We start from the raw sequence: 19985 nt of genomic DNA, 5'->3' as shown, positions 1-19985 counted from the left end.
CCCAGGGGGGAAGGCAGGATGGCGTTGACCAAGGCGGAAATGGCCGAGCGGCTGTACGAGGACGTCGGGCTGAACAAGCGCGAGGCGAAGGAGTTCGTGGACGCCTTCTTCGACGTGCTGCGCGAATCCCTCCAGCACGGGCGCCAGGTCAAGCTCTCCGGCTTCGGCAACTTCGACCTGCGGCGCAAGAACCAGCGCCCCGGCCGCAACCCCAAGACCGGCGAGGAGATCCCGATCACCGCCCGCACCGTGGTGACCTTCCGCCCGGGCCAGAAGCTGAAGGAGCGGGTCGAGGCCTACGCGGGGGAGCCGGCGAATGCTTGACCCCGGCAGCAACCGCGAGCTCCCGCCGATCCCGGCCAAGCGCTACTTCACGATCGGCGAGGTCAGCGAGCTGTGCGACGTGAAGCCGCACGTGCTGCGCTACTGGGAGACCGAGTTCCCGTCGCTGAAGCCGGTAAAGCGCCGCGGCAACCGCCGCTACTACCAGCGCCACGACGTGCTGATGGTCCGCCAGATCCGAGGCCTGCTGTACGAGCAGGGCTACACCATCGGCGGCGCGCGCATGCGCCTGGAGGGCGAGGACGCCCGCCAGGAAGCCGCCATGAGCTCGCAGATCGTCCGCCAGGTGCGGATGGAGCTAGAGGAAGTCCTGCAGCTCCTGAAGCGCTGACTCGGCTATAATCCACGCCCTGCTCGGGGTATAGCGCAGCCTGGTAGCGCACCTGTCTGGGGGACAGGTGGTCGTCGGTTCAAATCCGGCTACCCCGACCAATCCGATCAACGAAAACGCCCGGCTCATGGCCGGGCGTTTCCGTTCGTGGACCGTGGTTCCCGTTCAGTCGATCCGGACCCCGGTGGCGACGATGCGCAGCTCGCGCTCCTGCGGGAGCACGTCGCTTCCGGAATCCTCGGCCAGGTGCTGCGCCGCTTCCTTCGTCAGCTCCTTCACCGAGAGCACGCCGTAGACCTCGGCGCTGCCGCGGGCGTCCTTCGGCACCGCGAAGGCGTGGTCCTTCATCATTACGCGCGCGGCCTGGCCGTCGTCCTCGAGCATCAGCCAGCAGCCTTCCTTCTGGCAGACCTCGGTGATGCGGCCGCTGAAGCGGTGCTCGGCGCCGGCGTAGGCGTCGGCATCGGCGGCGGCCACGGAGATCGGCACCACCGCGCCCTCGTCCGGGATCGGCGCGCCATGGGTGGTCGGATTGCCGGCGAAGGCGAGCGGGGCGAGGGCCAGCAACAGCACGGACAGCGACAGGCGCATGGGGGACTCCCGGACGTGGATTCGCGCGCAGTGTACCGAAGCGCGGCGCGCGGTCAGCGCGCGGCGACGGCCGGCGGCTGGGTCGCGAGCGCCGGCCAGCGGGCCAGCACCGACTTGCGGATGCCCGCCGCGTCGAGCCCGGCCTCGGCCAGCAGCTGTTCGCGGCTGGCGTGGTGCTGGAACGCGTCCGGCAGACCCAGGTGCAGGATCGGCATGGCGATGCCCTCGGCCGCGAGCAGTTCCGCGACGCCGCTGCCGGCGCCGCCGGCGACGACGTTGTCCTCGAGCGTCACCAGGCCCTCGTGCGAACCCGCGAGCTCGAGCACCAGCGCGCGGTCGAGCGGCTTCACGAAGCGCATGTTGACGACGGTGAGCCCGAGCTCGGCGCCGACTTCCTCGGCCGCCGGCACGATCGCGCCGAAGGCGAGCAGGGCGACGCGGCCGCCGCGGCGGCGCAGCTGCGCCTTGCCGACCGGCAGCGTGTCGAGCGTCGGCCCGATCGCCACCCCGGGGCCGGTGCCGCGCGGATAACGCACCGCGGCCGGGCCCTGGAAGCGGAAGCCGGTGGACAGCATCCTGCGGCACTCGTCCTCGTCCGCCGGCGCCATCACCACCATGTTCGGCACGCAGCGCAGGTAGCTGAGGTCGAGGTTGCCGGCATGGGTCGCGCCGTCCGGACCGACCACGCCGCCGCGGTCGATCGCGAACAGCACGTCGAGGTTCTGGATCGCGACGTCGTGCACCAGCTGGTCGTAGCCGCGCTGCAGGAAGGTCGAATAGATCGCGACCACCGGCTTGGCGCCTTCGCAGGCCATGCCCGCGGCCAGCGTCACCGCGTGCTGCTCGGCGATCGCGACGTCGAAGTAGCGCTCCGGGTATTCCTTGCTGAAGCGCACCAGGCCGGAGCCCTCGCGCATCGCCGGGGTGATGCCCATCAGCTTGTCGTCGGCGGCGGCCATGTCGCACAGCCAGTCGCCGAACACGTCGGTGTAGGTCGGCTTCTTCACCGCGCCGGGCTTCTTGACCACGCCCAGCTCGGGGTCGAAGGGCGAGACCGCGTGGTAACCGATCTGGTCGCCCTCGGCGCGCTCGTAGCCCTTGCCCTTGGTGGTGATCACGTGCAGCAGCTGCGGCCCCTTGAGGCCCTTGAGCGTGCGCAGCGACGCCACCAGCGCGTCCATGTCATGGCCGTCGATCGGGCCGGTGTAGTGGAAGCCCATTTCCTCGAACAGCGTGGACGGCACGAACATGCCCTTCCAGTGTTCCTCCCAGCGGCGCACGAAGCGCGCGGGGCCGCTGCTGCGCTTGTCGCCGAGGATCTTCTTGCCGCCCTCGCGGATCGCGTTGAGCGCGGGGCTCGCGGTCGCGCGCCCGAGCATCCGCGTCAGGCCGCCGACGTTCTCGCTGATGGACATCCGGTTGTCGTTGAGGATCACCAGGATGTCGGGCTCGGGATCCATGCCGCCGGCGTGGTTGAGGGCCTCGTAGGCCATGCCCGCGGTCATCGCGCCGTCGCCGATCACGGCCACGACCTTGCGCTCGTTGCCGGCGCGTGCGCTTTCAATGAGCTTGTTAGCCACCGCCATGCCGAGCGCGGCCGAGATGGAGGTGGAGGAGTGGCCGACGCCGAAGGTGTCGTACTCGCTCTCCTCGCGCTTCGGGAACGGCGCGATGCCGCCGGCCTGCTTCACCGAGCGGATGCCGTCGCGGCGACCGGTCAGGATCTTGTGCGGGTAGGCCTGGTGGCCGACGTCCCAGACGATGCGGTCGTGCGGGGTGTCGTACAGGTAATGGAGGGCGGTGGTCAGCTCGACCACGCCGAGGCCGGCGCCGAAGTGGCCGCCGGAATGCCCCACGCACTCGATCAGGTAGGCGCGCAGTTCGTCGGCGACCGCGCGCAGTTCGGAGGCCTGCAGGCGGCGCAGGTCGGCGGGGGCGTCGATCGCGGCCAGCAGCGGATAGCGCTCCGCATCGATCGGGTGGGGGTTTGTCATTGCGGCATTTTCGCCCCCGCGGTCGCGGGGGGCAAGGCGAGCGCGGTTTACTTGCGGCGGCGCCCGAACAGGCCGCCGCGCGCGGGTTCCTCGGGCTCCGGCGGCGCGTCCGGGACCATCTCCGCGTAGCCGGTGGCCAGGTTGGCGTTCACGAAGTCGACCACTTCCGGCAGCGCCACGCCGCTGGCGGCGGCGATCTCGTCGAGCGTCGCGGGGCCCTTCATCATCGCGGTCGCGATGCGGAAGTGCTTGGGGTACTCGCGTTCGGTCTGTGGCCACTTGCCCAGCTTGTAGCGGCCGCCAGGGTCGTTCCCGGGCAGCAGCGTGCCCTTGCCGGCGACCAGCCCGCCGAACCACTGCAGGCGCGACAGCGGCTGCGCCGTGCCCAGGGCACCGGTGCGCGCGTCCCATGCGGCGTCGTCCAGCGGCTCGAAGTCGCCTTCGGCCACGGCGCCCTCGAAGTAGCCCGCCAGCGGCTTGAGCGCGCTCGGGCCGAACCAGGTGCGCGCGTCCGCGTCGATGAACAGTTCCGGACCGTCGTCGCGCGCGAAGCGCCGCTTGCCGGCCAGCACGCCGGGTTCGAACCAGTCGCGCAGCGTGCGCTCGCGCGGTGGCTCGGGCGGGGCCACGGTGGCGGGCTCGAGCGTGCCCACCTGTTCCGACGCGGGCTCGCCGGGCACCGGGCCGGGCGCCATCGCCTCCTCGTCCACGGGCGCGGGATGTTCTTCGCGCAGTTCGTCCTGCGGCACCGGCGAGGGCGACATGCCGGCGGGCTCGGGCGGCGCCTCGGCCGCGATCCGCTGCAGCAGCGTCGCCAGCGCGGCCGCGTCGAACGGGCGCGCCAGGTGGTAGTCGGTCTGGGTGCGGCTGGCGGAGCTCAGGCCGATCACCCGCTTGCCGGCGGCATGCAGGCGCAGCCAGCTCATCGGCCCGTACATGCTGTCCATGTCCACCACGATGTAGTCCGCTTCGCCCTCGGGCGCCTGCCGCCACTGCTTGCCGATGCGCGCATTGGCGTTGTCGAAAGCCGCCTTGAGCGCGGCTTCCGTGGCCGGGTCCATCCCGGTCATCCCGAGGGTGAGTGGCATCGTGCGGGGTCCTGCGTTGGTACGGGGACCCGAGTTTAGCGGTTAGTGCAGCCCGAGACGACGCTTGCGGCGCGGCAGGTGGCTCTTCAGGAAGGCCATCTGGTCGGCCAGGATGTTGCGGTTGGACAGGATCAGGTGCTCGATCCAGCTCGGGCGGTAGGGGACGGCGAGCAGCGGCATCGCGGCCTGCTGCGGGGTACGCCCGCCCTTGCGCGAATTGCAGTGGAAGCAGGCGGCGACCACGTTCTCCCAGGTGTCGCGGCCGCCCTGCGACAGCGGCACCACGTGGTCGCGGGTGAGCGAGGCGCGGGCGCAGTCGCGGCCGCAGTACAGGCACAGGTGCTGGTCGCGCGCGAACAGCGCGGTGTTGGTCAGGGCCGGGGTCGGGTCGAGCGCCTTGCCGCGGGCGTGGCTGCGCGCGGCGATGATCGGCGGCAGGTGCAGCACGCTGCGGGTCCCGGTGATCCGGGAGATGCCGCCGCGGACGGTGAGGCAGGGGTCGCCGAGGGTCCAGGCGACGGCGCCGCGCGCGTACAGGCAGGTCGCGTCCTGCCAGCTCATCCAGTCGAGCACGCGCCCGTGGGCGTCGAGCGACAGGAGTCGCACCGAATCGAGCTTTGCTCTGTCTGCCTCCATCGGGACACCAGCTTATACCCGATGGCGCCGGGGGCGGTAGGCGACGGGGGTCTCAGTCCCCGAACGCCGGCTCCGGCAGCGCCATCAGCGGCCCGGCGCCGCTCTCGATCGCGGCCCGGTGGGCGCGCGTGCGCGGCAGCAGGCGCGCGAAGTAGAAGCGGGCGGTCTCGCGCTTGCCGGCCTTGAACGCCTCCGGACGGCCGGAGGCCTCGGAGGCCGCGACGCTGCGCGCCCACCAGTAGGCCAGCGCGACATAGCCGGAGTACATCAGGTAGTCGTAGGAGGCCGCGCCGACTTCCTCCGGGTCGGCCGCGGCGCGGGTGGCGATGCCCTCGGACAGCGCCTGCCACTCGGCGGCGAGCTCGCGCAACACCGGCAGGAACTCCGCGACGGCCTGGTTGCCTTCGCTCTCGCTGCAGAACCCGGCGACCATGCGTCCGAACACGCGCAGGCCCTCGCCGCGCAGCTGCAGCAGCTTGCGCCCGGCCAGGTCCATCGCCTGGATGCCGGTGGTGCCCTCGTACAGCGTGGTGATGCGCGCATCGCGCGCGAGCTGTTCCATGCCGTGCTCGGCGATGTAGCCGTGGCCGCCGAAGCATTGCAGCGCGTGGTAGGTGCACTCCACGCCCCACTCGGTGAGGCAACCCTTGACGATCGGGATCATGAAGCCGAGCAGCGCCTCGGCCTCGGCGCGCTCGCCGGCGTCGGCCGCATGTGCGGCGATGTCGGTGAGCATGCCGGCGTGGTAGGCCATCGCGCGGCTGCCCTCGACCAGCGCCTTCTGGGTCAGCAGCATGCGCCGCACGTCCGGGTGCACGATGATCGGGTCGGCCGGCTTGTCCGGGAACTTCGGGCCGGAGAGCGAGCGCGACTGCAGCCGCTCGCGCGCATAGCGCAGGGCGTTCTGGTAGGCGCGGTCGGCCAGGCCCAGGCCTTGCAGGCCGACGGCGAGGCGCGCGGAGTTCATCATGGTGAACATCGCCATGAGCCCGCGGTGCGGTTCGCCGACCAGCCAGCCCTGGGCGCCGTCGAAGTTCATCACGCAGGTCGCCGAGCCGTGGATGCCCATCTTGTGCTCGAGCGCGCCGCAGCGGACCTGGTTGCGTTCGCCGGTGTTGCCGTCGCGGTCCACGCGCACCTTGGGCACCGCGAACAGCGAGATGCCCTTGCTGCCCGCGGGCGCATCGGGCAGTCGCGCCAGTACCAGGTGCACGATGTTGTCGGTGAAGTCGTGCTCGCCGGCGGTGATGAAGATCTTGGTGCCGGTAATCGCGTGGCTGCCGTCGTCGCGCGGTTCGGCGCGGGTGCGGATCAGGCCGAGGTCGGTGCCGCACTGCGGCTCGGTCAGGCACATGGTGCCGGTCCAGCGGCCTTCGACCAGCGGCACCAGGAAGGCCTGGCGCTGCCACTCCTCGCCGTGCTTCAGCAGCGCCGAGACCGCGCCGTGCGAAAGCAGCGGGAAGTTGCCCCAGGCGAGGTTGGCGGCGTCGATCATTTCCTTGACCGCGACGTCCACCAGGTGCGGCAAGCCCTGGCCGCCGTACTCCGCGGGCGCGGCCAGGCCCGACCAGCCGCCCTCGACGAACTTCAGGTAGGCATCGCGGAAGCCGGGCGGGGTGGTGACCGCGCCGGTGTCGGCGTCGAGCTTGCAACCGTGCTCGTCGCCGACCCGGTACAGCGGCGCCAGCACGCTGCCGGTGAAGCGCGCGCCTTCCTCCAGCACCGCGTCGAGCAGCTCGCGCGAGGCCTCGTCGCGACCCAGGCGCTGCAGCAGCGCCTCGCTGCCGAGCAGGTCGAACAGCACGAAGCGGATATCGTCCAGCGGGGCGGAATAGGCGGCCATCAGCGCAGCACTCCGGCGAGGCCGGGGACCGGGCTGAGCGCGTTGTCGCGGTCGAGCTTCCAGGTCCGGGCGCTGCCCTTGTCCGGGGTCGTGGTCAGGTTGCCGCCCAGGTGGTACGAGACGCGCGCGCCGCGCGCCAGCGCGTCGGCGATCGCGATCTTGGCTCCGGCGGGCGGCACCAGCGCCACCGTCACCACGTCGGCCGACTCGGGCCCGATGGTGATGGCAGGAGCGGCCTGCACGCCGAAGGCGTCCTGGCCGGCGATCGCCAGGGTCGCGTCGACGCGGTCGAAGCGCATCGACACGCTGCTGTAGTTCTGCAGCCGCAGGTCGAGCGACCAGCTGCCGTCGGCGCGCACCTCCAGTTGCTGGATGTTCGCGGTCGGTTCGGAGATGCGCCGCACCGGACCGCTGCTGCCGCAGGCGGCGAGCAGGGTGAGCGACAGGATCAACAGCAAGGCGGTGGCGATTGCTTTCAATGTCGTGTCCATGTCCCGGGCCTGGCCCGAGCATACACCGGCGTAGGGTCAGCGCCCGGCCGCCAGCAACGGATACGGATTGATCGCGGTGCCCTGCCACCAGCGTTTTTCGGGACCGAGTTCGAAGATCGCGAAGTGCAGGTGCGGGGCGTCGTCGCTGGCGTTGCCGGTGCTGCCGACATAGCCGATGACGTCGCCGCGCGCGACCGCCTGGCCTTCCACGAGCCCGGGCGCATAGGCATCGAGGTGGGCGTAGTAGTAGGCGTGCTCGCGGCGCGGGTCGAACTGGTAGATGGTCAGCCCGCCGGCATCGCTGGTGAACAGCTTCTCGATGCTGCCGTCGGTGGCGGCCAGCACCGGGGTGCCGCGCGGCGCCATGATGTCGAGCGCCTCGTGCATGCGCTCGGTGCCGCGGGCGTCGTCGAAGGTGTCGCTCAACTGCGCGGGCGTCACGCCTTCGACCGGGAGTAGCAGGCCGCCCGCGGGGGCGGGCGGGGTGGCCTTCGAGCGGGTCGCGCTGCGCACGGGGCGCATGCTGGCGGTGGTGTCGCGCGCGGCCTCTTTGCCTGGAGCGGCCTCGCCTGCGACCGCGGGAGGGGAAGCGGCCACCACGGCCGGCGTCCGCGCCGGAGCCGGCTCGCGCATCAGGAAGTAGACCAGGTTGGCCCCGACCAGCACGCCCGCGAGGAACAGCAACAGCGCCTTCATCGGCTCACGGCTGCAGCTTGACGGCCATGCCCGGCGCGACCGCCGCCGCCACCGCGACCGCGTCCCAGTTGGTCAGGCGGATGCAGCCGTGCGACTGGGTCTTGCCGATGCTGGCCGGTTCGGGGGTGCCGTGGATGCCGTAGTGCTCCTTGGACAGGTCGATCCAGACCAGGCCCACCGGGTTGTTCGGCCCGGGCTGGATGGTCGCCTTCGAGTGCGAACGGTCGGCGTCCCAGAACAGGTCCGGGTTGTAGTGGAAGGTGGGCTCGCGGGCCACGCCCTGGATCTTCCAGTCGCCGATCGGGAGCGGGTCGTGCTCGCTGCCCGACGTCGCCGGGTAGCGCGCGTAGGTCTTGCCCGACGCGTCGACCAGCGACACGCTGCCATCGGACTCGTCCACCACCACGTGGTCGGCAGTGGGCAGCGGGTCGCCGCCATGGACGTTGGGCACGACGATGGTCGCGCCGGCCGCGAATCCGCCTTCGTTGAGGCTGGCGAGCAGGGAAGGGCTGGCATGGAAGCGCTCGCCCAGCATTTCCTCGAGCGAGGCGTAGCCGAGCGCGTCGAGTCCGGCCTTGTGCATCATGTCGCCGGGGATCTCGACGAACGGGCCTTCGACGTCGTCGTCCGTGAGCGTGTATTCGACCAGGGCAGGGGCGTCGTCGCGCGCGAGCTCGGTCCAGGTCGCCTCGTCCAGCGTGCCGCTCGCCTCGAGCCCGCGCGCCTCCTGGAACGCGGCGATCGCGCGCCGGGTGTTGCTGCCGCTGACGCCGTCGATCTCGCCGGGCGAGAAGTGCGCGCGGTCGAGCAGCACCTGCGCGCGCAGCACGCTGTCCTCGCCGGGCTGGCGGTCGGCGGGCGCCGCGCGCAATGGCCTGGCGGGCTGCCAGCCGCGCTTCTTCTCCGCCTCGGCGGCGGAGGCCTGCGCACTGTTCCCGGTTCCCGGCCGCGCCGGCACGGTCGTCACGCGCGAGACCACGTTGTCGAAGGACACGCGCGGTGTGCGCTGCTGCGCGCCGGCGGTCGCGGCCAGGCCCAGCGTGAGCGCGAGGGCGGCGGGAAGGAGCGTGGCAGGAACGCGTCGGGCCATGGCGTGCGAACTCGTGGAAGGTGTCCACGATGCTGCGCAAGCACGGCTCGCAGCCGCGTGAATGCGCGGCCGCTCGTTCAGGAAAGCTTCGGAGCGCTAGTGCGGGCGGGGACGGTTGCTGACCGCGACCATGCTTTCGCCGAGCTGGCGCATGGTCTCGCGGCGCATCGAGAACGCGAGGTGCGACTCGCCGAACGACAGCACCAGCGCATCCTCTTCGGGATTGGCGCCGGGCCCGATCGAGAACGAGGAGGGCGAGACGATGGCGCCGGCGCTTTCCCCGATGCCGTCGCCGCCCTTCGACAGTTCCGCGGCGGCATCGCGCGAAGCGGCGAGCATCGCCGCGGCCATGTTGGCGATGTCCAGCGGCGACATGGTGAACTCGCCGAGCAGCAGGCCGTCGCGGGCCACGCCCACCGCGACCTGGCCGTCGGGGGCGGACTCGATCAGCAGTCCGGTGGTGAATCCAGGGGGTATCCGCATGGCGGTCTCGCAAGACGGTGGGAGGCCACCGTGGAACTGGTGGCCGGGGAGGGAATCGAACCCCCGACATGGGGATTTTCAATCCACAGTCAAAAGTTGCTGTTTGGCATCCAAATCAGCGACTACGGCACTTGCTACTGCTTATGTAGCTTAAGGGTAATTCTATTGAAGGCGAAGGCGTCACGCACGCTGTGCGCCTGTGTGCTGTGTTGGATCACTGCACACCGACGTCTTACGAGCATCGGCCGGCCGCCTAGGAGACACCCTCGCTACCTTTCGGAACTTGGGTTTTCCGCTTGCATTTGGCGCATCGTTTGGATCTTCTTTTTGCGGCAATACTCGGTCGCAACAGCAGACAGCTCAAACCCGAATTCACCGGCATATTCGATCCAACCCGCGCCGATAAGTTGATCGAATGCCACTTCAATGTCTCGCCGTGCAACAGGCTTTCCACTTTTGGCGAGTTCGTCTGCGATTACCCGAACGAACTTTCCCTTCTCTACCGGCCCATCAACGAGCCGCATAAAGTGGATGACCCGCTCTTCAAACCATGTAGGCTGATGATAGATACCCTTTCCGGTAGCTCTCAACATGCGTAGACGCTTGCGTCCAGGGGCGGTTTCGTTCCAATACATGAGCGAGAGCCCTGCGCCATAGATGCACAATCCAATGACAACGGATGCTGGAATCGAGAGGTCTGTCTGGATCGTGGCCCAAATCCAAGGGCTGAGGGGTTTTGCAATCCAGCTTGCAAATTCGGGCGCCAGTGCTGCAACAATCGCAATGGCCCACGGTCGCCATCCTTTGTCTTGGACCGCCATGGCTCAGCCCCCCGCGGCCGGACTGACCCAGCCGTAGATTTCGCCCAGGGCACCCGCTACAACTTCGTCGATGAATCTTTCCGGAGACCCAGACATCCAAGTCACTCCAGTAGCTACCCGTTTATGGGTCGCGGCCGCTACCAGTTCGCGAGTGTCGGCGTCATAAAGCTCGATCGCGATGTTCAGGCGATCACCCTTCATCGACCACGCGGTAGCATTGTCCTCCCATAGGGTGATCTTCGTGCGGAGGACGTAATCGAAGCCGGCTCCCTTAGCTTCGGCAATGCCTTGGCTGATATCTGTGCTCTCACTGAGGGTAAGCGGCACGCCGTGCGCCTGCAGTGCTTTGCGGACTGAGGAAACAACGATCTGACCGCTGCCAACCGCAACCGGCTGACCGGCTTCCTGACCATCCGCGACGTTCAGGACCAACACGCGGGCGCCCCGGTCAACCTGCTGTCCCGCAACGGGTCCGCCTTCTTTGACGGAGCGCGGCACCGAACAGCCGGCAACAAGCAGCGCCGCCGCTGCCAAAGCGATGACTCGATGCATGCTTTCCCCTTCCGCCGGCCTCGGCGCGTTGTGTCCCCTATCCCGAGTCTAGCGCACCCTCCGGGGTGCGATTCGGGGCTTGGCGCTGAGCCCACGTCGCCACCGCACTACCCGCTGCCGATGCCGTCACTCTGCCGGTGGAATCGAGAGCGGCGGCGCAGGCTCTACTTGGCCTTGAGCTTCTTTTTCTTCCATCGCTTGGCCAGCCACTCGACTTCTTGGTAGATAGTCTGTGAGCCAGCCTGTTCCCTGCATGCCTGAATGAACGGCTGAGCTTGCTCATGCACTTGTAAAACGATGGTGCACCAAGAGCGCTTAACCATAGCCTCATCGTAAATTTGACATTGGATGCCATTGCTCACTAGCTCAAAATGATTGAGCAGGAAGCGGATGTCGCGGGCTTCTTCCTTGTCTCGATTCTCAGGCAGCGCCAATGCTCGAACATTCGCGTTTGGGGCGGAGTGGTAGTTCAGGAGCGTTCGAGCGCCGGACTGTAAGCGCGGATCGCCGCGGCTCAAGAACAGCATGTCGGCGGCCTGTTTCTTCTGTGCAAGCGAGCGCGCTGTAAAGATCGAGACGATCGCGACGAGAACGCCGACAACTACCGCAAAGTTTCGAAACTCATCCGAAGTGATGAATTGCCACATCACCCATTGCCCTCCCCAGGGAACTAATCCCGCAAAAGACGATGCCCGCCGAAGCGGGCATCCTTGTGCGTTTTGGTTTAGAGACCGCCGTCAGTGTCCTTCATGGGACATCCCTCCTTGAGGTGTTCCAAGTCCGACTATCGCATAAGACGGTGTGGGCAACCGTGACCGGACAAAATCTTTCACCGGACGACTGCCGGACAAGAGAATCGCGAGCGCAGCCATTTCAACGGTAACCACCTGATTTATATGGTGGCCGGGGAGGGAATCGAACCCCCGACACGGGGATTTTCAATCCCCTGCTCTACCAACTGAGCTACCCGGCCGGGCGCGCTGCGAGGGCGCGATGATACGGAGGCGCGCCGATTTGGGCAAGCCGGACGCAGCCTGAACGGGGTGCCGGCGCCCTGGCCGACGGGCGCCCGGGCGGGCGCAAGATAGGGTCGGATCCACACGACGAGGAGTCCCCACATGCGCAAGGCACTCGTACTCCTGCTGGCGTCCGCGGCGCTTGCCGCCTGCGCCACCAACCGGATGAGCGACGACGCGCGGCTCGCGCTGTACAGCGCCCACGCGGGCGCGCCGGTCAACGACATCCGCTACAACAACCCGATCGGCTGGGAGAAGATCGACGACGACCACCTGCTGCTGACCATGCGGCCCTCGGAGGCGTACCTGCTGCGCATCTCCGGGCCGTGCCTGGACTGGGCCGCCGGCACGCCGACGATCATCGTCAGCAACAACCTCAACCGCCTGAGCGCCAAGTTCGACCGCATCAGCGTTCCGGGCAACCCGGCCAGCTGCAGGATCGAGGAGATCCGCCCGGTGGACGTGGCCGCGGTGCGCGACGCGCGCGACGCGATGGCAGCGGGCTGACGCTGCGGGGCCCGCGGGTCAGGCGTCGGGAGCGACGTAGCCCGCGGGCTTCTCGGCGCCGCCGCCGAACAGGAACTTCTCCATCTCGCCTTCCAGGAAGGCGCGGTGCTTCGGGTCCAGCGGCGACAGCCGGTTCTCGTTGATCAGCATGGTCTGGTGGGCGAGCCACGCCTGCCAGGCCTGCTTGCCGATGCCGGCGAACACGCGCTTGCCGAGTTCCCCGGGCCAGGGCACGAAGTCCAGGCCTTCGGTCTCGCGCTTCTCGTACTCGCAGAACACGGTGCGGCTCACGTCGCTGCCTCCTCCATCGTCCGTTGCAACAGCCGGCGCACGGGGGCCGGGATGCCGAGCGCGCCGAGCGCCCCGGCGCCGACCCAGCGCAGGCCGTCATTGTCGGCGACGCCGTCGCGCGGGGCCACTGCGTCCCATTGCATGGGCTGCAACTGCAGGCGGTAGTGGGTGAACGCGTGGTCGATCGCCGGCAGCGGCATGCCGGCGTCGAAATCGCCCCGCACGTGGGATGCGAACCAGTCGCGCGCGTCCGCGGTGTCGTCGGTCTGCGGCAAGGACCAGAGCGAGGCCCAGACCCCGCTGGCCGGACGCCGCTGCAGCAGCAGGCGGCCGGCGGCGTCGCGCAACAGCAGTACCACCGCGCTGCGCCGCGGGAGCGGCTTGCCTGGTTTCGGGGTCGGCAGTTCGGCGACGCGCCCGGACAGCCAGGCCACGCAGCGGCCGCGCAATGGGCAGGCGTCGCAGGCGGGGTCGTGGCGCGTGCACAGGCTGGCGCCGAAATCCATCTGCGCCTGGGTGTAGTCGGCCAGGCGCGCGTCGGGCAGTTCGCCCGCGGCGATCTCCCACAGCCGCCGCTCGACCGCCGGGGTGCCGGGCCAGCCTTCGATCCCGTGCACGCGCGCGAGCACGCGGCGGACGTTGCCGTCGAGGATCGGCTGGCGGTCGCCCCAGGCCTGCGCCAGGATCGCGCCGGCGGTGCTGCGGCCGATGCCGGGCAGGGCGAGCAGCGCGTCGAAGTCGCGCGGCAGCTCCCCGCCGTGCAGTTCCATGCAGCGCAGCGCGGCGGCATGCAGGTTGCGCGCGCGGGTGTAGTAGCCGAGCCCGGACCACAGCGCGAGCACGCGGTCGAGCGGGGCCGCCGCCAGCGCCGGCAGGTCCGGAAGTTCCGCGACGAAGCGCTCGAAGTAGGGCAGCACCACCTGCACCTGGGTCTGCTGCAGCATCACCTCCGACAGCCAGGTGCGGTACGGGCTGCGCGGGTGCTGCCAGGGCAGGTCGTGGCGGCCGTGGGCGTCGAACCAGCGCAGCAGCGTGCCGGCGAAGTCGTCGTGGCCGTTCATTCCACGACCGCTTCCACGGACGGGTCGTCCACGCTGATCTTGACGCCTTCCAGGCGCGCGCCGGCGATCTCCAGCACCGGCGTCGAAGCGCTGCCGTCCAGTGGCGGCAGCGGCGTGGCCATGCCGGTGTCGATCCAGGCAGTGATGTCTCCCACTCGGAAGCGGCCGTCGAAGCGCGTGGCCTCGTGCGCGGCGCGCAGCCGGACGATGCCGGTCAGCGCGGGCGGTCCGCGGTAGTCGAGGGCGACCGCGACCCGGCCGCGCGGGCGCGCGATCGGCTGCGGCAGCTCCGGCCAGGCGGCCGGCCAGGCCGTGATGCTGCCGTCCAGGTCCAGGGAAAGCGCATCGGCGAGGGCGACGTTGCCGCGCAAGCGCGCGTCGGGTACGGGATCCTCGCCCGGACTGCCGCGGCCGCGCAGCACCAGTCGGGCCGGTGCGAGCGCGAGCGCGCCGTCGGCGAACCGCATCGGGCCGTGCGCGCCCAACGCGAACGGCACCCGGCTGTTCGTGCTGGCGCACTGCGCGCCGACGCCCATGGTCAGCGGGACGATCGCGATGTCGCCCTCGCGCAGCACGAACGGTCCGGACAGGCGCACGTGCGCCGGAAGCTGCCAGCCGTCGCCCGACAGCGCGAGCCGGCCGACCACGCCCAGTCCGGTGGGCTCCGCGTCCACCAGCGCGCCCGCGCGCTGCAGCGCCAACGCCAGGTCGAATGGAAGCCGCGTGGCGTCCGCCTGGTAGCGTCCGCGGATGCGTGCATGCAGCGGCGCGTCCGGCGCGAGGTGGGGCAGGTCGATCGCCAGTCCGGCGATGCGCCAGCCGGTGTCGCTTCCCTGGACCACGCCGTCGCGCACCTGCAGTCCCTGCGCCAGCGTCGGGAAGCGCGGCGCCTCGCTCGGCGGGCGACCTTCCAGCCAGTGCTGCAGCGCGTCCACCCGCAACACCGGCGCATCCAGTTCCAGGCGTTGCGCCGCGAGCACCGCGCCGCGCGCGCGGATGGTGGACCAGGGCAGCGACAGCAGGATGCGGTCGGCGGTGAGCAGCGGAACCGCCGCGCCGGGTTCGCGCGCGACCACCCCGCGGATCACCAGGGTGGGCGTGCCGCGCAGGGTGTATTCGGTGGCGCCGGACGCGGTGATCTCGAGGCCGAGCGCCGTGCCGGCGCGCTGCAGCAGGAAGCGGGTCGCGCGCTCGGGCTGCAGCGCGAAGCGCACGGCGAAGAGCAGGGCGAGCAGCAGCAGCGCCAGCACCAGCACGATGCGTGCCGTGCGGCGGCCGGGGGCGTGCATGCGCGCGTCGCCCATGCCGTGCCGCGCTCAGTCGCCCAGCGACGCGGGCAACAGCGCGTCCACGAACGCCTGCGGGTCGAACACGCGCAGGTCCTCGGGGCGCTCGCCGATGCCGGCGTAGCGGATCGGGATCCCGAACTCGCGCGCCAGCGCGAACACCACGCCGCCCCGCGCGGTGCCGTCGAGCTTGGTCACCACCAGCCCGGTGACGTGGACCGCGGCGTGGAACTGGCGCAGCTGCGACAGCGCGTTCTGCCCGGTGGTGCCGTCGATCACCATCAGCACCTCGTGCGGTGCGTCCGGATCCACCTTGGCGAGCACGCGGCGGATCTTGCCGAGCTCGGCCATCAGGCCCTGCTGGGTGTGCAGGCGGCCGGCGGTGTCGGCGACCAGCACTTCCATGCCGCGCGCCTTCGCCGCCTGCAACGCGTCGAAGGCGACCGCGGCGGCATCGGCGTCCTGGCCCTGGGCCACCACCGGCACGCCGTTGCGCTCGCCCCAGGCCTGCAGCTGGGCGACCGCGGCGGCGCGGAAGGTGTCGCCGGCGGCCAGCATCAGGCTGCGCCCCTCATCCTTGAAGCGGCGTGCCAGCTTGCCGATGGTGGTGGTCTTGCCGACGCCGTTGACGCCGACGGTGAGGATCACGAACGGCTTGCGCGCCGGGTCGATCTCCAGCGGCACCGATACCGGCCGTAGCAGTGCCAGCAGTTCCGCGCGCAGGGCCGCCAGCAGCGCCGCCGCATCGGCGAACTCGCGCGCCTTCATGCGCTTGCGCAGGTCGTCCACCAGTTGCGTGGTGGCGGTGACGCCGACGTCGGCGGTGAGCAGGGCGGTCTCGATCTCGTCCAGCAGCGCTTCGTCGAGCTGCGGGTTGCGCGAGAACAGGCCGCCCATGCTGCGCGCGAAGGCACTGCCGCGCAGGCGCGCGCGCCAGCCTGCGGCGCCCGCCGGGGCCGCCGGGGCGGCCGCTTCGGGATCGGGCGTGGCGGGCGGAACGGGGGGCGTCGTCGCGGCCGGGGAAGGAGGCGCATCCGTGGCGGGCGCCGCCGCTTCCGGCTTCTTGCGGCGGAAGAAACTCACCATCGTGGGGACCATCGCGCAGAATGGCGCGCATGGTAGCACCGGCCCCCGCGTTCCCAGGATGAAGCGAAAGAGACCCGCGCGAAGCACACCCGCACCCGCCCGTGGCGCGCCCGGCGCGGTCCGCATCGTCGGCGGCCACTGGCGCGGCACGCGCTTGCCGGTGGCCGACGCCGAGGGCCTGCGGCCCACGCCCGACCGCGTGCGCGAAACCCTGTTCAACTGGCTGCAGCCGGTGTTGCCCGGCGCGCGCGTGCTCGACCTGTTCGCGGGCAGCGGGGCGCTGGGCCTGGAGGCGCTGTCGCGCGGTGCGCGCGAGGCCTTGCTGGTCGAGCGCGACCCGGGCCTGGCGGAGCAACTGCGGCGCGCGGTGGAGCGGCTCGACGCGGGTGCATCGGCCACGGTCCTGCAGGCGGATGCGCTGGCACTGCTGCGCGCGCCGCTGCACGGGCGGTTCGACGTCGTGTTCCTGGATCCGCCGTTCGCCGCCGGGGCGTGGACGCAGGCGTTGCAGCTGCTGCCGCCATGGCTGGCCGACGACGCCTGGCTGTACCTGGAAGGACCCGCGGCGACGCCGCCCGAGGCCGGCCCGGAATGGGCCCCGCACCGCGAGGGCCGCACCCGTGACGTCCATTACAGCCTGCACCGCCGGCGCGGGCGTGCCGTGGCGCCCGCTGATACACTGGCGCCAAGTCCTGGCAGTGACGACAAGCCCATCGCATGAGCGTGGCCCGCACCCGCATCGCGGTCTATCCCGGCACGTTCGATCCGATCACGAACGGGCACGTGGATCTCGTGGACCGCGCCGCGCCGCTGTTCGAGCGGCTGGTGGTGGGCGTGGCCGAGAGCCCCGCGAAGGGGCCGGCGCTGGACCTGGAACTGCGCGTCGCGCTGGCGCGGGAGGCGCTGGCGGAGCATCCGAACGTGGAGGTGCGCGGCTTCGACGGCCTGCTCGCGCACTTCGTCCGAGACCTCGGCGCCGGGGTGCTGCTGCGCGGGCTGCGCGCGGTCTCCGACTTCGAGTACGAGTTCCAGCTGGCGAGCATGAACCGGCACCTGATCCCGGATGTCGAGACCCTGTTCCTGACCCCGGCCGAGGAGTACGGATTCATTTCATCCTCGCTGGTGCGGGAGATTTCCAGGTTGGGGGGGGACGTGACCGCGTTCGTCCCCCCGGCCGTGGCCACCGCGCTGCAGGCCGAATGGCAGCGCAACACAGCTTGACGCGAGTGGGGGAGAGAACGATGAAGAAGACGATGACCCGACTGATGGTGCTTGCCGTGGTGGCGCTGCTGGCCTCGACGCTGGCGGCATGCAAGAAGGAAGAGGCCCCGAAGGTGGAGGCCAAGCCGCCGATGAGCGCCCCGACCACCGACGACCGCCAGGCCTGGGTGGACTACCTGAACGACGTCGTGCCGCGCAACATGGGCGGCATCACCAACCAGCCCTACGTGTACTTCCTGCCGGCGGAGGACACCGCCGACTTCCAGGAGCAGTACAACCGCCTGCTGATCAAGGCGCAGACCGACGTCGGCCGCGGCATCATCACCGGCAACATGCTGGCCTACGCCTCGCCGGCGTCTTCGCAGATGGCCGACCTGGTAGTGGCCTCGTTCGATGGCGTGCCCGCCGACTCCATGAAGGGCGTGCGCGTGCTGTTCATCGGCGACCCCGCCGACAACGAGCGCGTCAAGGCGGCGGTCGAACCGGCCGGCGTCAACTACGTGTTCATCGACACTTCGAAGCAGTAACCGGCAGGACCGCCGCGCGCGCCGGCCACCCGGCGCGCGCGGCGCGTTTACGGCATGGCGCTCAGGATCAACGAACTCTGCATCAACTGCGACGTCTGCGAGCCCGCGTGCCCGAACCAGGCGATCAGCCAGGGCGAGGAGATCTACGTGATCGACCCCGCCCGCTGCACCGAATGCGTCGGCCACTTCGACGAGCCGCAGTGCGCGATGGTCTGCCCGGTGGAATGCATCGATCCCGATCCGGAGCATCCGGAATCCGAACCACAACTGCTGGCCAAGCTGCGCCGGCTGCAACTGGAGTCGGCATGAAGACGATCCGCTCGCTGTTCCTCTCCCTCTCGCTGCCGCTGCTGCTGGTCGTGCCCGGCCTGGCCGGCGCCGCGGACGCGCCGGCCGCGCGCCCGCCGGGCGCCGCCATCGCCAGCGCGCACGAACTCGCTACCCAGGCTGGGCTGGACACGATCCGGGATGGCGGCAACGCCTTCGACGCCGCGGTCACGGTGTCGGCGGTGCTGTCGGTGGTCGAGCCGATCAGCTCGGGGCTGGGCGGCGGCGGCTTCTTCCTGCTGCACGACGCGCGCACCGGCAAGGACCTGTTCCTGGACGCGCGCGAGATCGCGCCCGAGGCGGCGACGCCCGAGGTCTACCTCGACGCCGAGGGCAACCTCGATCCCGACAAGGCGCAGAACGGCCCGTGGTCGGCCGGCCTGCCCGGGCTGCCGGCGGCGCTGGTCAAGCTCGCCGACGAGTACGGCAAGCTGCCGCTGTCGCGCAGCCTCGAGCCCGCCATCCGCATCGCCGAGGAAGGCTTCCCGGTGTACGCGCGCCTGGAGCGCGGCTACAACGGCAAGCGCGAGGTGCTCGAGCGCTATCCCGGCACGCGCGAGGTGTTCCTGGCCGACGGCGACCCGCCGAAGGTCGGCGAGACGCTGCGCCAGCCCGACCTCGCGCGCACGCTGCGGCTGATCGCGGAGCAGGGCTTCGACGGCTTCTACCGCGGCGAGGTGGCACGGAAGCTGGTCGCGGGCGTGAATGCCGAAGGCGGCAAGTGGACGCTCGAGGAGCTGGCCGCTTACACGGTCAAGGAGCGCGAGCCGATCCGCTTCGATTACCGCGGCTGGAACATCGTCACCGCGCCGCCGACCTCGTCGGGCGGCGTCGCGCTGGCGGAGATGCTGCAGATCGCGTCCGGCTGGGACCTGTCGAAGCTCGACCGCCCGCAGCGCATCCACATCCTGGTCGAGGCGATGCGCCGCGCGTACCGCGACCGCACCATCTACCTCGGCGATCCCGACTTCACCCGCATCCCGATGCAGCGACTGCTCAGCCCGGAGTACGCGGCCGGCCTGCGCGCCACCATCCATCCGGAGAAGGCGACGCCCAGTGAGTTGCTCCCCGGCCAGCCGGCACCGCTCGAGGACGAGGAGACCACGCACTTCTCGATCATCGACGCCGACGGCAACATGGTCTCGGCCACGCAGACGATCAACCTGCTGTACGGCTCCGGCCTGGTGCCGCCGGGCACCGGCGTGATCCTCAACGACGAGATGGACGACTTCGCGCTCAAGCCGGGCACGCCCAACGCGTTCGGCGTGATGGGCTTCGAGGCCAACGCGGTCGAGCCGGGCAAGCGCATGCTCAGTTCGATGACCCCTACCTTCATGTTCTCCCCTGGCAAGGTCACCGCGCTCGGCGCGCCGGGCGGCAGCCGCATCATCACCGAGGTCCTGCTGGGCATCCTCGGCTACGACGACGGCCTGTCCGCGCAGGAAGTCGCGGCCAAGCCGCGATTCCACCACCAGTGGTGGCCGGACGTGATTTCGGGCGAGGACGGCGCGCTCGAGCCCGAAACCGTGGCCGCGCTGGAGGCGATGGGGCACAAGGTGAACCCGGACGAGGGCACCTGGGGCATCCTCAACACGGTGGCGTGGGACCGACTGCGCAACGAGCTGTCGGCCGGCGCGGATCCGCGCAATTCGGTCGGCAGCGGCGAGGTCGCGCTGCTGCCCTGACCGGGGAACGCTAGAATCGG

Annotated in this window: 24 protein-coding genes and 2 tRNA genes; 9 read left to right on the top strand and 17 right to left on the bottom strand. The window is 70.3% G+C overall.

All coding sequences use genetic code 11. The annotated features are described in order from the left end of the window. Positions 1-18 precede the first annotated feature (18 nt). The 3 genes from E4F25_RS05090 (at position 19) to E4F25_RS05080 (ending at position 774) form a co-directional block, all read left to right on the top strand. A complete protein-coding gene (locus tag E4F25_RS05090) occupies positions 19-324 on the top strand; it encodes an integration host factor subunit alpha (protein ID WP_140909124.1) in 306 nt (101 codons plus the stop codon). Then, a complete protein-coding gene (locus E4F25_RS05085) occupies positions 317-673 on the top strand; it encodes a MerR family transcriptional regulator (protein WP_140909123.1) in 357 nt (118 codons plus the stop codon). The genes E4F25_RS05090 and E4F25_RS05085 overlap by 8 nt, the downstream gene beginning before the upstream one ends. 24 nt (positions 674-697) lie before the next feature. Further along, positions 698-774 (top strand) — tRNA-Pro (locus E4F25_RS05080). A 64-nt stretch (positions 775-838) separates the two neighbouring features. Here the strand turns inward: E4F25_RS05080 and E4F25_RS05075 are convergent. From E4F25_RS05075 to E4F25_RS05015, 13 genes are all read right to left on the bottom strand, one after another. Continuing rightward, complete coding sequence (locus tag E4F25_RS05075; protein ID WP_140909122.1) at positions 839-1264, bottom strand: DUF4920 domain-containing protein; 426 nt, start codon at positions 1262-1264, stop codon at positions 839-841. 53 nt (positions 1265-1317) lie between these two features. Then, positions 1318-3258, bottom strand: a complete 1941-nt coding sequence (gene dxs, locus E4F25_RS05070; RefSeq protein WP_140909121.1) for a 1-deoxy-D-xylulose-5-phosphate synthase — start codon at positions 3256-3258, stop codon at positions 1318-1320. 47 nt (positions 3259-3305) lie between these two features. Then, positions 3306-4346: a serine/threonine-protein kinase gene (locus E4F25_RS05065; RefSeq protein ID WP_140909120.1), complete on the bottom strand. Its 1041-nt coding sequence runs from the start codon at positions 4344-4346 to the stop codon at positions 3306-3308. Positions 4347-4388: 42 nt separating this feature from the next. Continuing rightward, positions 4389-4982, bottom strand: a complete 594-nt coding sequence (locus tag E4F25_RS05060) for an HNH endonuclease (protein WP_140909119.1) — start codon at positions 4980-4982, stop codon at positions 4389-4391. A 52-nt stretch (positions 4983-5034) separates the two neighbouring features. Next, on the bottom strand, positions 5035-6825 hold the full coding sequence (locus tag E4F25_RS05055; RefSeq protein ID WP_140909118.1) for an acyl-CoA dehydrogenase C-terminal domain-containing protein: 1791 nt from the start codon (positions 6823-6825) through the stop codon (positions 5035-5037). Further along, positions 6825-7316 (bottom strand): LEA type 2 family protein, encoded by a 492-nt coding sequence (locus tag E4F25_RS05050; RefSeq protein WP_140909117.1) that lies wholly within the window; start codon positions 7314-7316, stop codon positions 6825-6827. Before E4F25_RS05050 ends, E4F25_RS05055 begins: the two co-directional genes overlap by 1 nt. A gap of 36 nt (positions 7317-7352) precedes the next feature. Continuing rightward, positions 7353-8012, bottom strand: coding sequence for a M23 family metallopeptidase (locus E4F25_RS05045; RefSeq protein ID WP_140909116.1), 660 nt, complete (start codon positions 8010-8012; stop codon positions 7353-7355). 4 nt (positions 8013-8016) lie between these two features. Next, a complete protein-coding gene (locus E4F25_RS05040; RefSeq protein ID WP_140909115.1) occupies positions 8017-9102 on the bottom strand; it encodes a L,D-transpeptidase family protein in 1086 nt (361 codons plus the stop codon). Between the two features lie 96 nt (positions 9103-9198). Further along, on the bottom strand, positions 9199-9585 hold the full coding sequence (locus E4F25_RS05035; RefSeq protein ID WP_140909114.1) for a hypothetical protein: 387 nt from the start codon (positions 9583-9585) through the stop codon (positions 9199-9201). A 269-nt stretch (positions 9586-9854) separates the two neighbouring features. Continuing rightward, complete coding sequence (locus tag E4F25_RS05030; RefSeq protein WP_140909113.1) at positions 9855-10406, bottom strand: hypothetical protein; 552 nt, start codon at positions 10404-10406, stop codon at positions 9855-9857. Positions 10407-10409: 3 nt separating this feature from the next. Further along, positions 10410-10958 carry a DUF4823 domain-containing protein gene (locus tag E4F25_RS05025; protein WP_140909112.1) on the bottom strand — a complete coding sequence of 183 codons (549 nt, stop codon included), beginning with the start codon at positions 10956-10958 and terminating at the stop codon, positions 10410-10412. A gap of 164 nt (positions 10959-11122) precedes the next feature. Further along, positions 11123-11605: a DUF4760 domain-containing protein gene (locus tag E4F25_RS05020; RefSeq protein WP_140909111.1), complete on the bottom strand. Its 483-nt coding sequence runs from the start codon at positions 11603-11605 to the stop codon at positions 11123-11125. Positions 11606-11855: 250 nt separating this feature from the next. Next, positions 11856-11931, bottom strand: a tRNA-Phe gene (locus tag E4F25_RS05015). A 145-nt stretch (positions 11932-12076) separates the two neighbouring features. Between E4F25_RS05015 and E4F25_RS05010 the strand changes: the two genes are divergently transcribed. Next, positions 12077-12481: a DUF6491 family protein gene (locus E4F25_RS05010; RefSeq protein WP_140909110.1), complete on the top strand. Its 405-nt coding sequence runs from the start codon at positions 12077-12079 to the stop codon at positions 12479-12481. 18 nt (positions 12482-12499) lie between these two features. Here the strand turns inward: E4F25_RS05010 and E4F25_RS05005 are convergent, their stop codons facing one another. The 4 genes from E4F25_RS05005 to ftsY are packed head-to-tail and all read right to left on the bottom strand — an operon-like array spanning position 12500 to position 16424. Next, a complete protein-coding gene (locus tag E4F25_RS05005; RefSeq protein WP_140909109.1) occupies positions 12500-12772 on the bottom strand; it encodes an oxidative damage protection protein in 273 nt (90 codons plus the stop codon). After that, complete coding sequence (gene mutY / locus E4F25_RS05000; protein ID WP_140909108.1) at positions 12769-13833, bottom strand: A/G-specific adenine glycosylase; 1065 nt, start codon at positions 13831-13833, stop codon at positions 12769-12771. Before mutY ends, E4F25_RS05005 begins: the two co-directional genes overlap by 4 nt. Further along, complete coding sequence (locus E4F25_RS04995) at positions 13830-15137, bottom strand: AsmA family protein (protein ID WP_140909107.1); 1308 nt, start codon at positions 15135-15137, stop codon at positions 13830-13832. Before E4F25_RS04995 ends, mutY begins: the two co-directional genes overlap by 4 nt. Positions 15138-15149: 12 nt before the next feature. Further along, positions 15150-16424, bottom strand: coding sequence for a signal recognition particle-docking protein FtsY (gene ftsY, locus E4F25_RS04990; RefSeq protein WP_407062807.1), 1275 nt, complete (start codon positions 16422-16424; stop codon positions 15150-15152). Between ftsY and rsmD the strand changes: the two genes are divergently transcribed. Genes rsmD through ggt form a run of 5 tightly spaced genes read left to right on the top strand, consistent with a single transcriptional unit; the run spans position 16360 to position 19965 of the window. Beyond that, positions 16360-16926, top strand: coding sequence for a 16S rRNA (guanine(966)-N(2))-methyltransferase RsmD (gene rsmD / locus E4F25_RS11580; RefSeq protein ID WP_246069765.1), 567 nt, complete (start codon positions 16360-16362; stop codon positions 16924-16926). The two genes, ftsY and rsmD, sit on opposite strands and share 65 nt — an antisense overlap. Next, positions 16923-17426 carry a pantetheine-phosphate adenylyltransferase gene (coaD, locus tag E4F25_RS04985; protein ID WP_140909106.1) on the top strand — a complete coding sequence of 168 codons (504 nt, stop codon included), beginning with the start codon at positions 16923-16925 and terminating at the stop codon, positions 17424-17426. Before rsmD ends, coaD begins: the two co-directional genes overlap by 4 nt. A 20-nt stretch (positions 17427-17446) precedes the next feature. Next, positions 17447-17953: a hypothetical protein gene (locus E4F25_RS04980; RefSeq protein ID WP_140909105.1), complete on the top strand. Its 507-nt coding sequence runs from the start codon at positions 17447-17449 to the stop codon at positions 17951-17953. 54 nt (positions 17954-18007) lie between these two features. After that, positions 18008-18262, top strand: a complete 255-nt coding sequence (locus tag E4F25_RS04975) for a YfhL family 4Fe-4S dicluster ferredoxin (protein ID WP_140909104.1) — start codon at positions 18008-18010, stop codon at positions 18260-18262. Beyond that, positions 18259-19965, top strand: a complete 1707-nt coding sequence (gene ggt / locus E4F25_RS04970; protein WP_140909103.1) for a gamma-glutamyltransferase — start codon at positions 18259-18261, stop codon at positions 19963-19965. Before E4F25_RS04975 ends, ggt begins: the two co-directional genes overlap by 4 nt. Positions 19966-19985 lie beyond the last annotated feature (20 nt).

Origin of the sequence: Cognatiluteimonas lumbrici, assembly GCF_006476065.1 — a bacterium.
GTDB classification, from domain to species: Bacteria; Pseudomonadota; Gammaproteobacteria; order Xanthomonadales; family Xanthomonadaceae; genus Cognatiluteimonas; species Cognatiluteimonas lumbrici.
Note: the sequence above shows the minus strand (reverse complement) of the source record. Positions and strands in the feature narration are given on the sequence as shown.